A 20,551-nucleotide genomic window follows, 5' to 3' on the forward strand; every position below is an offset into this window, starting at 1 on the left:
CCACAGCCTCCTGCTTACTCCGGCTGCGGACTGGTTAGGCTCGAATACGTGAGCAGGCTCCAGGTCGTCAGCGGCAAGGGCGGTACCGGCAAGACCACGGTGGCCGCCGCCCTCGCGCTCGCCCTCGCGACCGAGGGCAAGCGTGCCCTCCTCGTCGAGGTCGAGGGCAGACAGGGCATCGCGCAGCTCTTCGAGACAGAAGCGCTGCCTTACGAGGAGCGGAAGATCGCCGTCGCTCCAGGTGGCGGGGAGGTGTTCGCCCTCGCCATCGACCCCGAACTCGCGCTGCTGGACTACCTCCAGATGTTCTACAAACTGGGCGGTGCCGGCCGCGCCCTCAAAAAGCTGGGCGCGATCGACTTCGCGACCACCATCGCGCCCGGACTGCGGGACGTCCTGCTGACCGGCAAGGCGTGCGAGGCGGTGCGCCGCAAGGAGAAGAGCGGCCGCTTCACGTACGACTACGTGGTGATGGACGCGCCCCCCACCGGCCGCATCACCCGCTTCCTGAACGTGAACGACGAGGTCGCCGGCCTCGCCAAGATCGGCCCGATACACAATCAGGCCCAGGCCGTCATGCGTGTCCTCAAGTCCCCGGAGACGGCGGTCCACTTGGTGACGCTGCTGGAGGAGATGCCCGTACAGGAGACCGCGGACGGGATCGCGGAGCTGCGCGCGGCGAAGCTTCCCGTCGGCCGGATCATCGTGAACATGGTGCGCCCGGCACTCCTCGACGCCGTCGACCTGGAACTGGCGAAGACCGCTCCGCGTTCGGCGATCGCCAAGTCGCTCTCCTCGGCCGGTCTCGGCGGGGCGCGGCGCGGCGGCCTCGCCGAACGGCTGGTGGACCCGCTTCTCCAGCAGGCCGAGGAGTACGCCGAGCGGTACACGCTGGAGACCGAGCAGCGGAGCGTGCTGGCCGAGCAGGACCTGCCGTTGCACGAACTCCCGCTGCTCGCCGAGGGCCTGGACCTGGCGGGCCTGTACGAACTGGCCGCACAGCTCCGTAAGCAAGGGATGTCATGAGTCTGGACACCGCCCGCGTCCTCGATCTCGACCCGCTGCTCGACGACCCGGAAACCCGCATCGTGGTGTGCTGCGGTTCGGGCGGCGTCGGCAAGACGACCACGGCGGCGGCGCTGGGGCTGCGTGCCGCGGAGCGCGGCCGCAAGGTGGTCGTGCTCACCATCGACCCCGCGCGCAGGCTGGCGCAGTCGATGGGCATCGATTCCCTGGACAACACTCCGCGCCGGGTGAAGGGCGTCGAGGGCAGCGGCGAGCTGCACGCCATGATGCTCGACATGAAGCGCACGTTCGACGAGATCGTCGAGGCGCACGCGGACGGGGACCGGGCGGCGGCCATCCTCAACAACCCGTTCTACCAATCGCTCTCGGCGGGCTTCGCGGGCACGCAGGAGTACATGGCGATGGAGAAGCTGGGCCAGTTGCGAGCGCGCGACGAGTGGGACCTGATCGTGGTCGACACGCCGCCGTCGCGTTCGGCGCTGGACTTCCTGGACGCCCCGAAGCGGCTCGGTTCCTTCCTCGACGGACGGCTGATCCGGCTGCTGACGGCGCCGGCGAAGCTGGGCGGCCGGGCGGGCATGAAGTTCCTGAACGTCGGGATGTCGATGATGACGGGCACCCTGGGCAAGCTGCTCGGCGGCCAGCTCCTGAAGGACGTGCAGACGTTCGTCTCGGCCATGGACACCACGTTCGGCGGTTTCCGTACGCGGGCCGACGCCACGTACAAGCTGCTCCAGGCGCCCGGCACCGCGTTCCTGGTGGTGGCGGCGCCCGAGCGGGACGCGCTGCGCGAGGCCGCGTACTTCGTGCAGCGGCTGGCCGCGGAGGAGATGCCGTTCGCCGGGCTGGTGCTCAACCGGGTGCACGGCAGCGGGGCCGCCCAGCTCTCCGCCGAGCGCGCGCTCTCCGCCGCGGAGGATCTGGATTCCGCCGACGCGGAGAACCCGGAAGCCGCGGAGAACCCCGAGGCCAACGCCGCGGAGGATCCGGGAGCCGCCGGTTCGGAGGAACCCGAAGCCGCCGCCGTAGAAAATCTTGCCGAAGCCCGCATTGTGGATCAGGCGGACGGGAAGGCTGGACTTCGTAACTCTCCTGACACGTACGGCAGTTCAGAATCACCGGCTTCCGGCACATCAGCTCCTGACGAAGGCTCCCCCGCCACCACGGACAGGACCGCCGGCACGGACGACACCACCGCTACGGACAGGACCGCCGCCACGGACCCCGAGCGATCCATCGACCAACTCACCGCAGGCCTGCTGAGGCTCCACGCCGAGCGCATGCAGTTGCTCTCCCGCGAGCAGCGCACGCGTGACCGCTTCGCCGCGCGACACCCCGAGGTGCCGGTGGCCGAAGTGGCCGCGCTGCCCGGCGACGTCCACGATCTCGTGGGGCTGCGGGACATCGGGAACCGGCTCGCGGCCCACCGGCCGGAGCTGCCCGAAAGCTGAGCGCGGAGACCCTTGGGGGGCCTTGGCCGAGTCCAGAGACCCCCGAGGGGCCGCTTCAGGCCCCACCCTGCCCCCTCGGCCGCCGAGCGGGCCGGGAGGGCCCGCACGAGCCCGAGAGACCCTAGAGCGGCGTTCTGGCGTCCTGGCCGCGATGGGGCGAACTCCCCTCAGCCCACCGCCGCGTAGCGCTCGTACACCTCTTCCTCGTCGAGGGGCAGCAGGCCCGCCCCGCGCTCGTACTCCGTACGCGCGGTCTCGAGCAGGCGCCGCCACGAGGTGACGGTCGGCCGCCGGCGCAGCAATGCGCGGCGCTCACGCTCGGTCATGCCACCCCACACGCCGAATTCGACGCGGTTGTCGAGCGCATCGGCGAGGCACTCCGTGCGAACCGGACATCCGGTGCACACTGCCTTGGCCCTGTTCTGCGCTGCTCCTTGAACGAACAGTTCATCTGGATCGGTAGTGCGGCAGGCCGCCTGCGCACTCCAGTCGGTTACCCAGCCCATACCGGCGCCGTCCTCTCCCGAATCGAGGCTCCCCCACGGCGGCAGCGGCATATTCACCGCCGCCAGTTGAGGACGTTACGGAAGGTGGGCACAGCGCAACACCCCCTTCGGGCCCAATCTTGAATGGCCCGAACGGACTATGCGTAAGCGGCAGATCACCCGGGGGAGTGAGCCGAGGACATGCGCGACCATCCCGGCAAACCGGGACAGTTGGGTCGAGTCACAACGGACGCCCCGTGACACACAAGGCTGATTCGGACACGCACTCCACAAGAGTGCGGAACCTCCGGAACGATTCGGGGTCGCCGGACGTATTGATACGTGGCCGCACTGCTGTGACAGTTGTGAGCAGCTTAGGCCAAGGCATATACGCGTGTCCGGCGAATGAGAACGTAGGCTGCCCTCATGCCAAAGAAGCGCTCGGGCGGTGGTCTGTCCCCTACGCAGCAGGCCGCCAAGTTCCTCGGTGTCAGCGTGCTCGCGGGCGCCGTCATGGCCGGAATCGCGCTGCCCGCCGCGGGCGCGCTCGGTCTGGCGGCCAAGGGGTCGGTCCAGGGATTCGACGATATTCCGGACAATCTGAAAAGTCCGTCGCTGAGTCAGCGGACCACGATCCTGGACAGCAAGGGCGGTCAGATCGCGACCGTCTACTCGCGCGACCGCACGGTGGTCGACCTCAAGGCCATCTCGCCGTACATGCAGAAGGCGATCGTCGCGATCGAGGACTCGCGCTTCTACCAGCACGGCGCGATCGACCTGAAGGGCATTCTGCGCGCGGTCAACCAGAACGCGCAGAACGGCGGGGTGGCCCAGGGCGCCTCCACCCTGACCCAGCAGCTCGTGAAGAACTACTTCGTGGAAGAGGCCGGCGACGACCCGACGAAGGTCGCCGAGGCCACCCAGCAGACCATCGGCCGCAAGATCCGCGAGCTCAAGTACGCGATCCAGCTCGAAGAGAAGCTGGGCAAGAAGAAGATCCTCGAGAACTACCTGAACATCACGTTCTTCGGGGAGCAGGCGTACGGCGTCGAGGCCGCCTCCCAGCGCTACTTCTCCAAGCCCGCCAAGGACCTGAACCTCCAGGAGTCCGCACTGCTCGCGGGCATCGTCCAGTCGCCGAGCCGGTACGACCCGGTCAACGACGAGGAGGAGGCCGTCAAGCGCCGCAACACCGTGCTGCAGCGCATGGCCGAGGTGCACGACATCTCCCAGGATCAGGCCGACGCCGCCAAGGCCACGAAGCTCGGGCTGCACGTCAGCCAGCCGAAGAACGGCTGCATCACGGCGATCAAGGGTGCCAGCTTCTTCTGCAAGTACGTGGAGAAGGTCTTCCTGAGCGACCCCGTCTTCGGCAAGACCAAGGAGGAGCGGGCGAAGGTCTGGAACCAGGGCGGCCTGACGATCCGTACGACGCTCGACCCGCAGTCCCAGGCGTCGATCCAGGCGTCGCTGAAGGATCACGTCTACAAGTCCGACAAGGTCGCCGCGGCGGCCACCCTCGTCGAGCCCGGCACCGGGAAGATCCTCGGTATGGGCCAGTCGAAGCCGTACGGCTACGGGAAGAACGAGACCGAGTACAACTACTCGGTCAACTACGACATGGGCGGCTCGAACTACGGCTTCCCGACCGGTTCGACGTTCAAGCCGTTCGTGGCCGCGGCGGCGCTGGAGCAGGGCCGGCCGGCAACGCAGGAGTACTCCTCGCCGAACAAGATGCCGTACCCCAGCCCGGTGCAGACCTGCGGCAGCAAGCCGTGGACGAACCAGGGGAACGAGCAGGTCCCGAACGAGAGCGCGTCCGAGCAGGGCCCGTATCAGCTGAAGGAGGCGATGGCCAAGTCGGTCAACACCTACTTCGTGCAGATGATCTCCGACATCGGCCTGTGCCCGGTGATGAACCAGATCGACAAGCTCGGCGTGGTCCAGGGCAACGGCGACAAGCTCCCCGAGGTGCCCGCCATCGCCCTGGGCGCCAAGGGCATCTCGCCGCTCACGATGGCCACGGCCTACGCCGCCTTCGCCTCCCGCGGCATGTACTGCACGCCGGTCGCCATCGAGTCGATCAGCCAGCAGATCGGCGGCCACGAGAAGTCCCTGGACGTGCCCAAGTCGACCTGCTCGCGGGCCATGTCCGAGACGACCGCGGACACCGTCAACAGCCTGCTGAGCGGTGTGATCGACTCCGGTACGGGCCAGCAGGCCGGTCTCACCGACCGCGCCAACGCCGGTAAGACGGGTACGACGGACGAGCGCAAGAACGCCTGGTTCGTCGGCTACACGCCGAACCTGTCCGGCGCCGTCTGGGTCGGCAGCGCCTCCCAGCGGGTCCAGATGCGGGGCATCCAGATCGGCGGCGTCTGGCACGACAAGGTGTACGGCGGTCAGGTCCCCGGTCCGATCTGGCGGGACCTGATGACGGGCGCGCTCTCGGGCAAGGACGCCCCGTCCTTCAACCTGGTCAACATTCCCGACCCCGAGAAGGACAAGGGCAAGGGCCAGGACGACAACAACAAGGGCCGCGGCCGCCACGGTGGCAGGGGGAACGACAACACCACCGGCAACACCATCACCGGTCAGAGCGACGGCGGAGTAACGTTCCCGACGCCTTCCGTCTCCTTCCCGGACGGATGGATCCAGGGCAACACGAACAGCGGCAACACGAACAGCGGCAATGGAAACGGCGGCCAACGCTGAGGCGTAGCCCGTAGTCCGTAACCCGTAGTCCGTACGCCTTCGCGTGTACGCGGGAACGCCCCGTGGGCCAGGAGTCGATCCTGGCCCACGGGGCGTTCGGCATAAGGGGTGTTGCTGTCGCGTGGCGGGCCGCCGTGACGTGACGCACGAGGTTGGCGGGGCGGCGCAATCGCATCGTCCACCGCCGGGACGTACGACGTCGGCGGTCCGGACCCGATGGCCCGCACCCGCCGGGGCGTACGACGTCCACGGGGCGGGCGCCATGGCGACCGCCTTGGGACGGGCAACCCTCAGGATGACCACCGACCGGCCGCCGCTGGCACCGGCGAGTGCACCATCGAGTCGACCGGAACCGGAACCGGATCTGAACGGGATTCGGACCCCGAACCGGAACCGGATCTTGAACGGGATGTGGATCCGGAACCGGGGACGGCGTCAGCCCGTGAGCAACTGCTTCACGACGGCGGCGACACGGCCGCCCTCGGCCTGTCCGGCCACCTTCGGGTTCACGATCTTCATGACCGCGCCCATCGCGCGCGGACCCTCGGCGCCGGCCGCCCTGGCCTCCTCGACGGCCTGGGCGACGATCTGCCGAAGCTCGTCGTCGGAAAGCTGCTTGGGCAGATACACCGCGAGCACCTCGCCCTCGGCCCGCTCACGCTCGGCCGACTCGGGGCGACCGCCCTGCGCGAAGGCCTCGGCCGCCTCACGACGCTTCTTCGCCTCGCGGGCGATCACCTTCTGCACTTCCTCGTCGGAGAGTTCGCGCTTGGTCTTGCCCGCGACCTCCTCATTGGTGATCGCGGAGAGGGTCAGCCGGATCGTCGAGGAGCGGAGCTCGTCGCGCCCCTTGATCGCGGCGTTGAGGTCTTCCTGCAACTTCGACTTGAGCGTGGTCATGGTTTATTCATAGCCTTTTGTCATGGACCCGGTCAACGAGATATCGCAGGTCACAAGCGACTCGGCACGCTTCCGCAAGTTGGCCCGGATGACCGAAACTCAAAAGGCCCGACGACGCGGAAGTACCGACTGGACGGGAGAACCGGCGGCGATCTACTGCCGGATCTCCCACGTGAACGATGACGACCAAACGGGCGTCGACCGACAAGAGCGTATCTGCCGCGACATCGCGGAGCGGCTCGGTGTCACCGTCAGCCACGACATGATCTACGTGGACAACAACCGATCAGCTTGGCAGCGCAACCGGAAGCGCACGGGCTGGGACGAGTTGTTGGAGGCCGCGCGGTCCGGCCATGTCCGCCACATCCTGACGTACCACCCCGACCGCCTGATGCGTCAGCCCCGCGATCTCGAAGAGCTTTTACAGATCGCGGACGACCACAACATCACCTTGCACGGCGAGGCCAACCAACGCGATCTCGCGGACCCCGATGACCGCTTCTCCTCCGCATCGAGATGACACCTCCCGACGGCTCAAGGACGCGCTGATCGAGCGCCTTCGCCGCCGTGATCATCAAGGCGAGGTCGACCAAGGGCAGGCACTTCGACTTCGGGCCGGTGGAGATCGAGCCGAACCCTTTGGCGGTGACATAAGCCCGTTTCGAGGCTCCCCGGCCGAACTTACTATGGGAAAGCGGATGAGCTGTCATGCAACCGTGAAAGAGAAACTATTTCCGGAATCAGTCAGTCCACTCTCAAACCTCCCTCAATTCCATTGAGCGATGCACCGTACAGCCACTAGGTTCTTACTCGTTCGCCAGAACGGGAACACAGGCCGAGAGATACAGGCCGAGACCTAGGGGGAATAATGAATCGGACAGCACGGATTGGCGCGCTCATCGGTGCAGTAGCCGTGAGTACGGGCTTAGCAGTTACTCCGGCCGCAGCCCAGGACGAGACAATGACTCCCCACGCAAGTCCCGTCACTCAATTCTTTGAGCCTGGAGCCGAGATACCCGACAACCTCTCCAAGCCTGGAGCCAGGTTGATAGTCAAGCACAACGCCGATTACGCGCGGCCACTCTCGACCGTTTCACCTCGGGCGGTATCAAATCTCGGTGAGTCGTGCAGCACACAAGTAATTTCGAAGACTTCCGGAAACGGCAAGACCACCCTGGTGCTGTCCGTCAGTAAGGAGCGGTCGGTCCAGCTCAGCGGGAGCGCCGGCATCGCTAAAGGCCTAATCTCTGCCAATGTAGGCTTTGATGTGACAAACACCTACAAAGTTACGGATGAAACTCGCTACGAGGTGCCCAGAGGCAAGCATGGGAATATTGAAGCGTACACTCTCTTTCAGCACTATCTGGTCAAGTTCAGGGACATGCGGAGCATTCCTCACGTAGTCGACGTATATAAGCCTATCGGCGTATGCTTCAATCAGTGGCTAGACTAGTCAGTCTAAATTTCCGGTGTGAAAGGGTGGCCCCATGGCGCAGGTTTTTCGAAGGCTGACCTTAGGGGCCACCCTTCCGCTCTTGTGCGTCGCATGCACTTCAGGAAGCGGAGACAGGGCTACGCACGAACCATCGGCTCCCCAATTCACGCAGCTAAGTCGACTTGATTCGATCGACGCGACCGAAGAAAAGGTCATTTCGGCGGATGAGTTCCCTTCAGATTCTCACACCCCTAAGGTGATAGGCGAGGTCCGAAAAGGCCCTTACCGCCTGGTCGCATATATCCAGGGAGACTCCTGCGGCCTTCGGGTGACTGACGCGGCGAAGCCGAAACGATCGTTGCTTCATATCACTTCGGCATGGCCGGAGAATGATTCAGGCGGGAGCGCAAAATACCCTGCCGGCCCGTACAATTTCGCTTCGGCAGGTACGAGTGGATCTGCGATGTGGGCTTCGCTTGGGTGTAGCAAGTCGGCGATGGTGATCGATTACTCATCTCGGACTCGTGGATCAGCGTCTGATCAACGCGGAAGTGTTTCGCTCAAAGAGCACCCCCAGGATCCGGGAGCTCTCACTTTGATCATCGGTCCGCGAGAAGCCCGCGAAAAAATCCTGCCCCGGACCTAGCAGCGACCACCGGCGGCTGATGCAAGCGGGCGGTGGGACGACTTTGGGCCGGAACTGCTTCAGCACGATTGATCATGGCTCCGGTGGCCGCGGTGGCCCGACGCGTGGGCCCATGCCCGCAGCGACAGCCGATCGAGCTCGCCAAGCCGCCCGAGACGCCGGCACGTACCCATGAGGGCCCGTGCGTGCGCCGGCACGGGGGGCAGATCCAGTTCCCCGTACGAGGTGATCGACCGGTCCGTACCGCCACCGCGCACACCCTCGACGGTCTTGGACAGGTACTTCGCCATGTACGCGGCCGCGGCCTGATCACTAACGGGCGTCATCTCACGGAGCCTTGGCTGTCGTCATACCGTCAGGTGTCGCAGGTGCGGTGATGTGGACGCCTGTTGATTTCCCGGCGCACCCGGCCAACGCCCGAAGGGCCGTGCTGGGATGCCGTCTCCGCAGACCCCGAACGGGGCGCTTTCGGACTGTCCACAGGCGGTGATGAGCGCTCAGCGGAGTCTGACACGATGGGCGTATGCGCGCGCGATACGGAGTACCCCTGGGAATCACGGCGGTGGGCGCCGCCGGACTGCTGTACTCGGCGGGGTTCGAGGCCCGTTCCTTCCGCCTGCGGCGGGTGACTGTCCCGGTTCTGCCTCCGGGGATGCGGCCGCTGCGCATTCTTCAGGTCTCCGACATCCACATGGTGAGCGGACAGCGCAAGAAGCAGCGCTGGCTTCGCTCCCTGGCCGGCCTGCGCCCCGACTTCGTGATCAACACCGGGGACAACCTCTCGGACCCGGAGGGCGTGCCTGAGGTGCTGGACGCGCTCGGCCCCCTGATGGATTTCCCGGGCGCCTACGTCTTCGGTTCGAACGACTACTACGGCCCCACACTCCGCAACCCCGCCCGCTACTTGTTCGAGAAGACGGCGGGCCGTCACGGGCTGAACGGCAACAAGCCGGTCGTGGGCGCCGTCCACAACCCGTGGGAGGACCTGCGCGACGGTTTCGACACCGCGGGCTGGCTGAACCTGACGAACACCCGGGGGACACTGAAGATCGAGGGCTCGGAGATCGAGCTGACGGGCCTCGACGACCCGCACATCAAGCGCGACCGCTACGCGCGCGTGGCCGGCGGGCCGTCCGAGTCCGCCGACTTCTCGATGGGCATCGTGCACGCCCCGTACCTGCGCAGCCTGGACGCCTTCACCGCCGACGGCTACCCCCTCATCCTGGCGGGCCACACCCATGGCGGCCAGATCTGCCTCCCCTTCTACGGCGCCTTCGTCACCAACTGCGACCTGGACACGGACCGCGTCAAGGGACTCTCCAGGCATACGGCGGAGGGCCGGACGTCGTACATGCACGTCTCAGCGGGCTGCGGCGCGAGCCGCTACACCCCGGTCCGCTTCGCCTGCCCGCCGGAGGCGTCACTGCTGACGCTGGTGGAGCGGGTGTAGGAAGTCCGGGGCATCCGGGCAGGGCAGGACGTCGAGCGAGGCCCGGTCGGCACGTGAAAGTGACGGCCCGGGGCAGAGACAGTGGGAGTGAGCGCCACCCGACCATGCCCGTCGAGTGCGTGCCGCGGTGGACTCGACTGCCGCAACCCAGGACGTTACGTAGTCCCACCGATATGACCGGTGACGACGACGCGGCAACGCGGCGACGCCGAACCGAATCACGGGCCCGTAACCCATGTAACCCGCCCGGTCTACACATATCGCCCAGATGCCTCGACCCGCTTAGCGTGAGGGCATGATCACCCCTATGCCCAGGGACATACCCGATCTCCCCGCGATACCGGGCATCATCCCAACGACCCACCCCTTCGTCCCCGCGACGGCGGTGGTGGGCCCCTCCCACCGCCCGGCCACAGCGGTCTACCGCGCCCTGGTGGCCCTCGCGGCGGCGACCGGCGTGGCCGTCGAGATGAAGCTGGGAACCACGGCCCGTCTGCTGAGCTACTTCACGATCCAGACGAATCTGCTCGTGGCCGTGGTCTTCGCGATGTCGGCGCGCCGGGCCTGGTCGGCGCGCAGGCCCCTGCCCGGGGTGCTGACCGGCGGCACACTGATCTACATCTCGATCACAGGCCTCGTCTATCACCTGATCCTGGCGAACGAGTCGGCGCCGTTCTCCATGACCGGAGGCAACGACACGCTCTCCGGATGGCACGCGGTCGCCAATCAGCTCCTCCACACGGTCACGCCGATCGCCGTGGCCATCGACTGGCTGCTGCTGACCCGCCCGACCCCACTGGCGCTGCGCAACGCAGCGACCTGGCTGATCTACCCCCTCGCCTACCTGGCCTTCAGCCTGGCCCGCGGCGCGATGCTGACGCCCGGGACGCCGGCGCGCTACCTCTACCCCTTCGTCGACGTGGACCGGCACGGCTACGGAGGCGTCCTCGGCAACACCGCCATCCTCGGCGCCGCCTTCTACGCCCTGGCCCTCCTGATCGTCGCCCTCGACCACGTGCGCCCCGACCCGGTCCGACGCCCAGAAAACCGGATTTCGTCTCAGGCCACCGGTGGGCTAAAGTAAACGACGTCGCCGCGAGAGCAGCGACAATCGGGGTGTAGCGCAGCTTGGCAGCGCGCTTCGTTCGGGACGAAGAGGTCGTGGGTTCAAATCCCGCCACCCCGACAGCTAAATAGCAGTTCAGAGGGCCCTTACCGGATCGGTAAGGGCCCTCTGGCGTTGCTGTGTGTCTACTGCGTGACTACCGATTCCTGAGTGCCTGCGACCCGCGTCAGTCGGTGCCGAAGATGCCGTCCATGACCACGGCACATGAAGCTGTGCCGGGCCCCGCGCACCGCCACGTCGACAACGGCATCCGCGGAGGCACTCAAACCCGCGAGGGTCTCGTCTGCGCCCACGGACGGAGCCGACTCGACTTCCGCGAAGGCCACCCGCAACTCCGCGACAACAGCGGCATCCAGGCCGAGAGCTCCGGACAGGCGGTCGAGGACGTCACGGCTGGGGACCATCCGCCCGTTCTCCACCTTGGACACCGTCGGCTGACCCACTCCAGCCCGCTGCGCCAACACCGCACCCGGCAGGCCGGCATCCAGGCGCAGAGCCCGAAGTCGTGCCCCCAGCACCCGCATTTGTTCCTGCCGATCCAGCGTTCTACACAACGCCTGGCGAACAGGCAGTCAGCCTTCCGGCTGGTCGAAGGTCTCCGCTGCAGAGCAGAAGGTGTCCTGATCCGACACGGCGGGGTTGATGAAGACGACGAAGTCGGAGAGCGCACCTCGGACGGAGTGCCGTCCTCATTCACGCTGCCTGGTTCGTCCTCCACTGCCAGCCGCTACGCACCGCAGAGACGAGTCACCGGGCTACGCCGTAGACCGGCGCCGCGTCCAGCAGCTCGCCGTCAGAAGGCGGCCGTGTCCTGCGTGGCCTCCCCCACCCTGCCCCGGCGTCCGGCCCGGGAGCAGCAGCCGGACTCCGCGTCGACCGGGCGCCGGTGCGGGAGTACCCGCGGAGCGGCGCCCGGACGATTCGGATGATCGGGACGGACCTGCCTAGACGCGGTTCTGGAAGACACAGCTCCACACATGCGTGCCCGCGACGCTGCCGTCGGCGCGCACCGCCTCCAGCGTGTAGAAGTGCGTGGTCCCCCGGGCGGCGGTGGTGTCCCTGTAGGCGCGGGTCGTGGCCGGCAGCAGCCCGGTGTGCAGGGGCTCGTACGCCTCGGTGGCCGGGTTCCACCGGCTGACCCGGTAGCCCGCGACGGTGTCGCACTCGGCCGTGTTGTCGCACCCCCAGTTGATGAACGGCCCGGTCACGTCGGGGCCTCCGATCACGCTGTTGTAGCCGATGCTGCCGAGGCTCCAGTCCCGGGTGACCGTCACGGACGGCCTCATGTCCAGCTCGGTGGCCTCGACGACCGTGACCCCCTGCGCGCTCGGGGACAGTACGTTGCCCCAGCGGTCTCTGGCGACGACCGCGTACACGTACGTCTCACCGTCCGGCAGGTCGCCGCAGACGACCGCGAGCGGGTCGCTGGTGCCCTCCGCGCAGGAAATGGAGCCGAGCCATTTGACCGTGCCGTCGGCCTTCCGGGTGCCGATCCAGCCGTCGTAGAACTTGACGTCATCCTCGGGCGAGGCCTCCCAGCTCAGCAGCATGCCGTCGGCGCGCGGGGTGGCCTTCACACCGGTGACCGGGCCGGGCGCGACGCGGTCACCGGTGCGCACGACGAGCGGGGCGGACAGCGCCGATTCGTTGCCGGCCGGGTCCACCGCCGCGACCGCGTACGTCACATAGGTGCCCGCGGGCATGTCCAGGTCGTGGCAGACGCCGTCGGTACTGGTCTCGTCGCTCTCGGAGTGCTCGCAGATCACGCGGGTGAGGGCGGCCGGGTCGAGGGTCTTTCCGGGCGAACGGTAGACGTGGTACGTCCCGCCGTTGTCGAAGTCCTCGTAGAAGCCGTCGGGCTGCTTCCAGTACACGTCGGTGTAGCCGTACTGGGCGATGGCCTCGAGGGAGACAGGGGACTTCGGCGGCATCCGGTCGACGCCGTCGCCGGTGATGGTGGCGTACGCCGACGGGTTGCCGGACGCATCCAGGGCGCGGACCCGGTAGTACCGGGCGGTGTTCACGGGCGCGTCAGTACGGTACGACCTCGCGGCAGTGGTGCCCAGCAGAGTGAACGGGCCGGTGGCCGCGGAGGCGGCGTAGACCTCGTATGCCGTGGCATCGGCGACCGGCTGCCATTCCAGGGTGGCCCACCAGGAGTCGCCGGTGACCGTGAGCCCGGCCGGTGCCGCCGGGCCTGTACGGTCCACGGTCGCGGCGGTGACGTCGGTGCTGCCTGCGGACTCGCGGCCCGCCTTGTCGACGGCGCGGACCTCGTACAGGAAGGTCTGGCCCGTGGCGGGTGTCGCGTCCACGAAAGAGCGCGAGGTGAGCAGTGACGAACCGCTGACCCTCGCCCACGCAGCGGTGCCCAACCGGCGGTAGACGCGGTAGCCGGCGAGGTCCATCTCCTTGTTCGCGGCCCAGCGCAGGGTGGTCCTCGCGGTGGCCCGGTCGTATGAGGCGGACAGGCCGGCCGGGGCGAGCGGCTTGACCGTGTCGACGGCGGCCTCGGTACGCGGGGCGTACGTGAACTGGGCCAGAGCGAATCCGGTCCAGGCGACATAGTCCACGCGCAGCGTGTGCGTGCCGGCCGGGACGGTCAGGTCGACGCTCTTGCGGGCAGTGGCGGAGACGTTCTTCCACAGGTCGATCTTCCGCACACCGTCTACGTAGACGCGCATGCCGTCCTGGGTGGCGGCGGTCAGCCGGAAGGGGCCGCCGGAACCGAAGTCCCGGGTGAGGGACCAGCGCACGGAGAAGTTGTCCTTGGGCAACGTGACACCGGCCGGGTCTCCGTACCCGTAGTTCTCAGCGATGGCCGAGTCGCAGGTGGTCCGTTTCGGCGTGCCGCTGAAGGTGGAGTTGCCGAAGTACTGCGCCTTCCACTGTGGCGAGGCGCAGGTGACGGCCGCCGAGGCCGGGGAGGCGGTGATCAGGCTGCAGGTGGCGGCGAGGGCGGCCGTGGAGGCCAGCACGGTCAGCCGGGTACGAGTCATCACAGAGAGCGGGCCCTTCGGACCATGAAAAGTGAAACAGCTGAGCACCCGTGTGACTCACGAGGCGGCGGCAGGGTTGTCCCCCACCACCAGCGAATTCCCCGACGAACCCGGCCGTCCTGCGGAGTCCGTCCCTCAAGCGGGCCTTCTCCATATCGGCGGTCGCGGCGCTGGCTCGGCTCGGGCGTTGAGACTCAACTGGCCGTGCCGGTATCTCCGTAGCAGGTGCTTGCGCAGACGTTGTCTTCAACTGTTCCATGCCTCCATGACGCAGCGATCTTTTGTCGGCGGGTTCAAACGCCGCTTCAGCCCGCATCCCACTCAAGTGCCACGAACGACTTGGCAGAGATTCATTAGAGCCAAAACGGATTCCGGCTGGCCACTACTGGTGCTCAATCTTTCCGCATCTGCGTTTTTTGTCGCGATTTTCATCTACTTTGCACTCACTGCCCTTGTACTCCGGTCCTTCTATTGGTGGTTGAGCGTCGGCTGCCTCCTTGATCTTCTGCGGACTGGACACGTGATGGTGTGTGTCGCCAGAGGTCAGGCGGGACGGCTCGCACCAGAAGCACCTGGGACTTCGCCAGACCGTGGCATGGAGCAGGGCAGGCGGACCCGCCTTGGCGGGTACCAGGGCAAACACTCCTGAGGCCGCACGCTCCCAGAAGGTCAAAGCGAGGCTGTGAAGCCGGCGGATTGGTCTCCCTTCAACAGCGAAGAGGCTAAGCGAGCCCGGTGTCGCCCTCCGTCTCGGTTTCCGTCTCGTTCAGCGCCGTTCACTCATGTCTGTCCGGGAAGGAAACCCGCTGAGATCGGCGGGGGACCAGTCGGTGGTTCCGGGGCGCACGGTCTCCTCACTGGAACCACCCGCATCCGTGCGGCAGTCTTCTCCTCCGTGGGGAATCTTCCGTCTCAGAGCGCGTCGAGTGACGCCGCCGAGCTCATGGTGGTGGCCGGGGACGACGCCCTGGCCCAGCGGCTGGCCGCCGAGTTGCGTGGGGTGTACGGCGAGCGCGTGACCCTTGTGGTGCCGCCCGCGCAGCATGGTGTGCGGCCGCCGGTCGTCGGGCGGGCGCGTGCCACCGCCCTGTTCGACCGGGTGTCCGCGGCCGTGAACCGGGCCTCCGGGAACGGGAACGGCGGAGCGGGAGGAGGAGGGGGAGGAGGGAGCGAGGAGACGGGTGGTTCCGAGCGGGTCGTCGAGGCCGCCGAACTCACCGAGAACGCGCTCTCCTACGCGGGTGTCGAGCGGGCCACCGCGCTCGCCCTCGTGTACGACGACGACGAGACCAACATCCGTGCCGCGCTCACCGCCCGGCGCCTCAATCCGCGCATCCGGCTGGTCCTGCGGCTCTACAACCGGCGTCTCGGCCAGCACATCGAGGCCCTCCTCGATCAGGCCTCGGCCCTGGCCGCCGCCACCGGACCCGACAGCGCACCTGACACCCGCGGCGGCGCGAACTCGGCCGCGGGCGGCCCGGGTTCGGACGCCTCCCGTGCCGGCCGGAACACCGAGGTCTACGACGCCTCCACCACCGTGCTGTCCGACGCCGACACGGCCGCGCCCGCGCTCGCGGCCACCGCCGTGGCCGGTACCAGCAAGGTCGTCCAGACCGACGGGCTGATGCTGCGCGCGGTGGAGCGGCCGCCGCCCGGTCCGGGCGCGGTCGCCGATCCGGGGCTGTGCACACTGGCGTTGCTGTCCGCCACGACCAACGACCCGGCCGGCGCCGACGGTTCCGAGAGCAGCGGTGCGCAGGGGCCTCAACTCCTGCCCGATGAAAGGGCGGTGGCCGCCGCCACCGGGCGCGGCACGGTCGTCCTGGAGAACGTGTCGTACTCCGGGCCCGAACTGGGCTCCGGACGCGGGGTCGTGCCGTGGTTCGGCTCGCTGCTGTCGCGGCGGCTGCGCTGGTCGTTCGCGGGGCTCGTCGCGTGTGTGGTCGGGCTGGCCGTGGCGTCGATGCTGGTCACCGGGGAGCAGCCGCTCCAGGCCACGTATCTGACCCTGCTCGATCTCTTCGCCATCAACGACCCGGCCATCGGGCAGCCGCTCGGGCGGCAGATCCTCCAACTCTGTTCGGGGCTGGTCGGGCTGCTGCTGCTGCCGGTGCTGCTCGCGGCCGTGCTCGAGGCGCTCGGCACGTTCCGCGGCGGGACCGCTCTTCGGAAACCGCCCCGCGGGCTGTCCGGACACGTGGTGCTGCTCGGGGTCGGCAAGATCGGTACGCGGGTGCTGGCGCGGCTGCGTGAACTGCGTATCCCCGTGGTGTGCGTGGAGGCCGATCCCGAGGCCCGGGGGCTCGCGCTGGCACGGAGTCTGCGGGTGCCCGTGGTGCTGGGGGACGTCACGCAGGAAGGAGTGCTGGAGGCCGCCAAGATCCATCGGGCGCACGCGCTGCTGGCACTGACCAGCGCGGACACCATGAACCTGGAGGCCGTACTCTCCGCCCGCACCCTGAAGCCCGATCTGCGGGTCGTCCTGCGGCTGTACGACGACGACTTCGCGACCGCCGTCTACCGCACCCTCCGGGCCGCACATCCCGGCGCGCTCACCCGGAGCCGCAGCGTGTCCCATCTCGCCGCGCCCGCGTTCGCCGGAGCGATGCTGGGGAGACAGATCCTCGGGGCGATTCCCGTCGAGCGGCGGGTGCTGCTGTTCGCCGCGGTGGACGTCGGCGGACATCCGCAGCTCGAAGGGCGCACGGTGGGAGAGGCGTTCCGGGCCGGGGCCTGGCGCGTGCTCGCGCTGGACACGGCGACCCCCGAGGAGCGCCGGGCCGACCCGGCGCCCGGCGGGCGCGGTCCCCGGCTGGTGTGGGACCTGCCCTCCACCTATGTCCTCAAGCCCGAGGACCGCGTGGTGCTCGCCGCGACACGACGAGGGCTGGCGGAACTGCTCGGCCGCCGGCCCCGGCAGCGGGCGGGGGCATAGCCCGGGGCTCGGCAGAGCCCCGGGCCACCGTGTCACTTGCCCAAGTGGCGTTCCGCGAAGTCGAGTTCCAGGCGGACCTGCTTGATGCGTTCGTCGACGACGAGGGAGCCGTGGCCCGCGTCGTAGCGGTAGACCTCGTGGACGGCTTCTCGGGCGGCGAGGCGGGTGACGTAGTTGTCGATCTGGCGGATGGGGCAGCGGGGGTCGTTGACCCCGGCCGAGATGTACACGGGGACCTTCACCGCGTCGACGTACGTCAGCGGGGAGGACGCCTCGAAGCGCTCGGGGACCTCTTCCGGGGTGCCGCCGAGGAGCGTACGGTCCATGGCCTTCAGCGCCTCCATCTCGTCGTGGTACGCCGTGACGTAGTCGGCGACCGGGACGGCGGCGATGCCGAGGGCCCAGGCGTCGGGCTGGGTGCCGACGCCGAGGAGGGTGAGGTAGCCGCCCCAGGAGCCGCCGGTGAGGATCAGCCGGTCGGGGTCGGCCAGGCCGGACGTGACCGCCCACGCGCGGACCGCCGCGATGTCCTCCAGCTCGATGAGGCCGACGCGGTGCTTGAGCGCGTCGGTCCACGCGCGGCCGTAACCCGTGGAGCCGCGGTAGTTGACCCGGACCACCGCGTAGCCGTGGTCGACCCAGGCCGCCGGGCCCGCCGCGAACGAGTCGCTGTCGTGCCAGGTCGGGCCGCCGTGGATCTCGAAGACGGTGGGCAGCGGTCCTGTGGCGTCGGCCGGCTTCTGGATCAGGGCGTGGACGCGGCCGCCGGGTCCCTCGACCCAGACGTCCTCCACGGGAACGGATCCCGGGGACTTCTGGCCGGGCGGGTCCAGGACGATCTCACCGGTCGTCGAACGGACGGTGGACGGCTCCGCGGCCGACGACCACAGATACTCCACCGTTCCGTCCGGACGGGCCGTCGCCCCGGACACCGTGCCGGGCGGGGTCGGGACCCGGGTCAGCTCACCGGAGGCCAGGTCGTAACGCCACAGGTCGCTGCGCGCCTCGAAGCTGTGCGCGATGAGGAGGGCCGAGCCGTCCGGATACCACTCGGCGGCCACGTCACCGGGCAGGTCGAGCCCCAGGTCGGTCTGCTCGCCCGTCGCCACGTCCCACACGAGGGGCTCCCAGCGGCCGCGCCTCTGGTGCCCGATGAGCAGCCGGCTGTCCCCGTCGACGGGGGCGAAGCCGAGCACTTCGAGGCCCAGCTCGACCGTGCCGCCCTCGGTGTCGTCCAGCTCGGCGACCGCCGAACCGTCCGGGCGCAGCACCTTGAGCGCCGAGTGCATCGCGTCGCCGTGCTCGGTGTGCTCGACGGCGATCAGCGAGCCGTCGTGCGAGAGGTCGCCGACGCCGGCGGACTCGCGGTGCCGGTAAATCTCCACCGTGGCATCGCCGGCGCGGGCGACGTGGATCGTCGATCCGTCCTCGTCCGTCGAGCGGCCCACGACGGACGTGCGCCCGTCGCGGCCGATGGCCAGGCCCGCGGGGTAGGAGGGGTCGAGGCCGGGAACCGCGGGGTCGTCCACATCGCCCACGACGAGTTCGGCGCCGAACGGGCGGCGCCGCCAGACGCCGAACTCGTCGCCGTCCTTGTCGTCGAACCACCAGATCCACTCGCCGTCGGGCGAGAGCACCCCGTCCGTCGTGCCGTTCGCCCGGTGGGTGACCTGGCGCTGCTCCCCCGTCGCTCGGTCCCACGCGTACAGCTCGTAGGTCCCCGTCGCGTTCGAGACGAACAGGGAGCGGTGCGGTGCGTCCTCCGCCCAGTCCGGCAGCGACACCCGCGGTGCCCGGAAGCGCTTCTCCCACTCGGGCATGTCTGCCTGCTGCGGCTCGGTGGACCTGGTGCTCTCAGTCATGGCCCCATAGTGCCTGGCCCGGCCCGTCTCGCGCCGGGGAGGTCCCCAGCCTGTGGACAACCTCGCGGCGCCGGCACGCTCGGCCGACCGCCGGACGGCACGCGAAGCAGGCCCCGCGTTCCCGCAGCGCGGTCCGGGCCGGTCTCGTAAGGGCCGCATATGAGCAGGTCAGGGCCGTTGTCAGTGGCGGGGTGCAGACTTTTTCGCATGACCGATCTACGCAAGGCCGTCGAGGGTTACTGGGCCGCCGCGGACGCCCGGGACTGGGCAGCGTTCGCGGAGCTGCTCGCCGAGGACGTCGTCTACACCCTGCCGCAGACGCGCGAGCGCATCAGCGGCAGGGAGCGGTACATCGAGTTCAACCGCGAGTACCCGGGCGACTGGCACGTCCGGATCGAGCGGGTCATAGCCGAGCCCGGTCAGGCCGTCACCTGGACCCACGTCACGGTGGGCCTGGAGGAGATGCACGCGATCACGTTCTTCACGGCGGACGCCCGGGGCCGTATCGCCACGGTGACCGACTTCTGGCCCGAGCCGTACGAGCCTCCGGCGGCCCGGGACCATCTGGCCGAGCGGTACTGAGCGGGCCCCACGGGCGAGTCCGGCCCGGCCGCACCGTACCGTGGACGGCGTGTACCGGTTCCTGCTGACGCCCCGCTGGTGGGGGATCAACGTCTTCGTGCTGTTGGCCATCCCCTTCTGCGTCTTCATGGGGTCGTGGCAGTTGGGTCGGTTCGAGGACCGCGTCCAGGATCACCGGACGGCGGACGCGGCGGCCTCGTCGGCCAGGACGGAGGCCGCCCGGCCCCTGGCCTCGATGCTGCCCGTGACCACCGAGACGTCCGGCAGGCGGACCACCGCGACGGGCCGGTACGGCAAGCAGTTGCTGGTGCCGGGCCGGGAACTGGACGGCAGGAGCGGGTACTACGCGCTCGCGATGCTGCGGGTCGACGGCGGCAGGGCGCTGCCCGTCGTCCGGGGCTGGCTGCCCGGCACGGCGGACGCGGCGAAGGTCCCGGCCCCGCCCACCGGCGAGGTCACGGTCACGGGTTCGCTCCAGGCGTCCGAGAGCCCCGGTTCGAACGGCGTCAGCGCGGTCGGCGGGCTTCCCGCGGGGCAGACGGCCGCGATCAGCTCCGCGTCACTGGTGAACCTCGTGCCGTACACCCTGTACGACGCCTGGATCACGCTCGACAAGGCCGACAGCGGGATGAAGGCGGTGCCTCCGAGCGCGCCGGCGAACACCGGACTCGACCTCAAGGCGTTCCAGAACCTCGGCTACACCGGCGAGTGGTTCGTCTTCGCGGGCTTCGTCGTCTTCATGTGGTTCCGCCTGCTGCGCCGCGAGACGGAGTTCGCCCGCGACGCCGAACTGGGACTGCTGCCGGAGACCCGGGAGCCCTCGGGTGGTTCCGAAACCCCGGCCGCCCCCGAAGCCACGGCCGCACCGGAGAAGGAGTCCGAGGACGCCGCCGCCACTGCGGTCGAGCCGTCCGGGACTGCCTGAGCGGACTGAACCCG

General features: G+C 68.5%; 15 protein-coding genes and 1 tRNA gene. 10 read left to right on the forward strand and 6 right to left on the reverse strand.

Annotated elements, in window-relative coordinates; all coding sequences use genetic code 11:
* Nucleotides 1-48: 48 nt before the first annotated feature.
* On the forward strand, nucleotides 49-1,026 hold the full coding sequence (locus ACIQ7M_RS37630) for an ArsA-related P-loop ATPase (protein WP_355759383.1): 978 nt from the start codon (nucleotides 49-51) through the stop codon (nucleotides 1,024-1,026).
* Nucleotides 1,023-2,477 (forward strand): ArsA family ATPase, encoded by a 1,455-nt coding sequence (locus ACIQ7M_RS37635; RefSeq protein WP_403652815.1) that lies wholly within the window; start codon nucleotides 1,023-1,025, stop codon nucleotides 2,475-2,477. The genes ACIQ7M_RS37630 and ACIQ7M_RS37635 overlap by 4 nt, the downstream gene beginning before the upstream one ends.
* Nucleotides 2,478-2,644: 167 nt before the next feature.
* Here the strand turns inward: ACIQ7M_RS37635 and wblA are convergent, their stop codons facing one another.
* Complete coding sequence (wblA, locus tag ACIQ7M_RS37640) at nucleotides 2,645-2,983, reverse strand: transcriptional regulator WblA (RefSeq protein WP_028799159.1); 339 nt, start codon at nucleotides 2,981-2,983, stop codon at nucleotides 2,645-2,647.
* A gap of 405 nt (nucleotides 2,984-3,388) precedes the next feature.
* Here wblA and ACIQ7M_RS37645 point away from each other — a divergent pair, with 405 nt between their 5' ends.
* Nucleotides 3,389-5,677: a transglycosylase domain-containing protein gene (locus ACIQ7M_RS37645; protein WP_355759380.1), complete on the forward strand. Its 2,289-nt coding sequence runs from the start codon at nucleotides 3,389-3,391 to the stop codon at nucleotides 5,675-5,677.
* Between the two features lie 435 nt (nucleotides 5,678-6,112).
* Here the strand turns inward: ACIQ7M_RS37645 and ACIQ7M_RS37650 are convergent, their stop codons facing one another.
* On the reverse strand, nucleotides 6,113-6,577 hold the full coding sequence (locus ACIQ7M_RS37650; protein WP_403652818.1) for a GatB/YqeY domain-containing protein: 465 nt from the start codon (nucleotides 6,575-6,577) through the stop codon (nucleotides 6,113-6,115).
* Between the two features lie 22 nt (nucleotides 6,578-6,599).
* Here ACIQ7M_RS37650 and ACIQ7M_RS37655 point away from each other — a divergent pair, with 22 nt between their 5' ends.
* Complete coding sequence (locus ACIQ7M_RS37655; RefSeq protein ID WP_403652821.1) at nucleotides 6,600-7,097, forward strand: recombinase family protein; 498 nt, start codon at nucleotides 6,600-6,602, stop codon at nucleotides 7,095-7,097.
* A gap of 1,620 nt (nucleotides 7,098-8,717) precedes the next feature.
* On the opposite strand, the gene ACIQ7M_RS37660 is transcribed toward ACIQ7M_RS37655, so the two are convergent.
* Complete coding sequence (locus ACIQ7M_RS37660; protein ID WP_403652824.1) at nucleotides 8,718-8,984, reverse strand: replication initiator; 267 nt, start codon at nucleotides 8,982-8,984, stop codon at nucleotides 8,718-8,720.
* A 197-nt stretch (nucleotides 8,985-9,181) separates the two neighbouring features.
* Between ACIQ7M_RS37660 and ACIQ7M_RS37665 the strand changes: the two genes are divergently transcribed.
* The 3 genes from ACIQ7M_RS37665 (at nucleotide 9,182) to ACIQ7M_RS37675 (ending at nucleotide 11,294) form a co-directional block, all read left to right on the forward strand.
* On the forward strand, nucleotides 9,182-10,108 hold the full coding sequence (locus ACIQ7M_RS37665) for a metallophosphoesterase (RefSeq protein WP_403652827.1): 927 nt from the start codon (nucleotides 9,182-9,184) through the stop codon (nucleotides 10,106-10,108).
* Nucleotides 10,109-10,415: 307 nt separating this feature from the next.
* Nucleotides 10,416-11,192, forward strand: coding sequence for a Pr6Pr family membrane protein (locus tag ACIQ7M_RS37670; protein WP_403652829.1), 777 nt, complete (start codon nucleotides 10,416-10,418; stop codon nucleotides 11,190-11,192).
* Nucleotides 11,193-11,220: 28 nt separating this feature from the next.
* A tRNA-Pro gene (locus tag ACIQ7M_RS37675) sits at nucleotides 11,221-11,294 on the forward strand.
* A 65-nt stretch (nucleotides 11,295-11,359) separates the two neighbouring features.
* On the opposite strand, the gene ACIQ7M_RS37680 is transcribed toward ACIQ7M_RS37675, so the two are convergent.
* Entirely contained in the window at nucleotides 11,360-11,758 is a 399-nt protein-coding gene (locus ACIQ7M_RS37680) for a helix-turn-helix domain-containing protein (protein WP_403652833.1), read from the reverse strand.
* A gap of 420 nt (nucleotides 11,759-12,178) precedes the next feature.
* Nucleotides 12,179-14,233, reverse strand: a complete 2,055-nt coding sequence (locus tag ACIQ7M_RS37685; protein ID WP_403652836.1) for a PA14 domain-containing protein — start codon at nucleotides 14,231-14,233, stop codon at nucleotides 12,179-12,181.
* Nucleotides 14,234-15,176: 943 nt separating this feature from the next.
* Between ACIQ7M_RS37685 and ACIQ7M_RS37690 the strand changes: the two genes are divergently transcribed.
* A complete protein-coding gene (locus tag ACIQ7M_RS37690) occupies nucleotides 15,177-17,168 on the forward strand; it encodes an NAD-binding protein (protein WP_403652981.1) in 1,992 nt (663 codons plus the stop codon).
* Nucleotides 17,169-17,200: 32 nt separating this feature from the next.
* Here the strand turns inward: ACIQ7M_RS37690 and ACIQ7M_RS37695 are convergent, their stop codons facing one another.
* Nucleotides 17,201-19,030 carry a S9 family peptidase gene (locus ACIQ7M_RS37695; protein ID WP_403652839.1) on the reverse strand — a complete coding sequence of 610 codons (1,830 nt, stop codon included), beginning with the start codon at nucleotides 19,028-19,030 and terminating at the stop codon, nucleotides 17,201-17,203.
* A 207-nt stretch (nucleotides 19,031-19,237) separates the two neighbouring features.
* Between ACIQ7M_RS37695 and ACIQ7M_RS37700 the strand changes: the two genes are divergently transcribed.
* Both ACIQ7M_RS37700 and ACIQ7M_RS37705 read left to right on the forward strand, forming a co-directional pair.
* On the forward strand, nucleotides 19,238-19,612 hold the full coding sequence (locus tag ACIQ7M_RS37700; RefSeq protein ID WP_403652842.1) for a nuclear transport factor 2 family protein: 375 nt from the start codon (nucleotides 19,238-19,240) through the stop codon (nucleotides 19,610-19,612).
* A gap of 49 nt (nucleotides 19,613-19,661) precedes the next feature.
* Nucleotides 19,662-20,537: an SURF1 family protein gene (locus tag ACIQ7M_RS37705; RefSeq protein ID WP_403652845.1), complete on the forward strand. Its 876-nt coding sequence runs from the start codon at nucleotides 19,662-19,664 to the stop codon at nucleotides 20,535-20,537.
* Nucleotides 20,538-20,551 lie beyond the last annotated feature (14 nt).

Origin of the sequence: Streptomyces sp. NPDC096324, from assembly GCF_044763015.1 — a bacterium.
GTDB lineage: Bacteria > Actinomycetota > Actinomycetes > Streptomycetales > Streptomycetaceae > Streptomyces.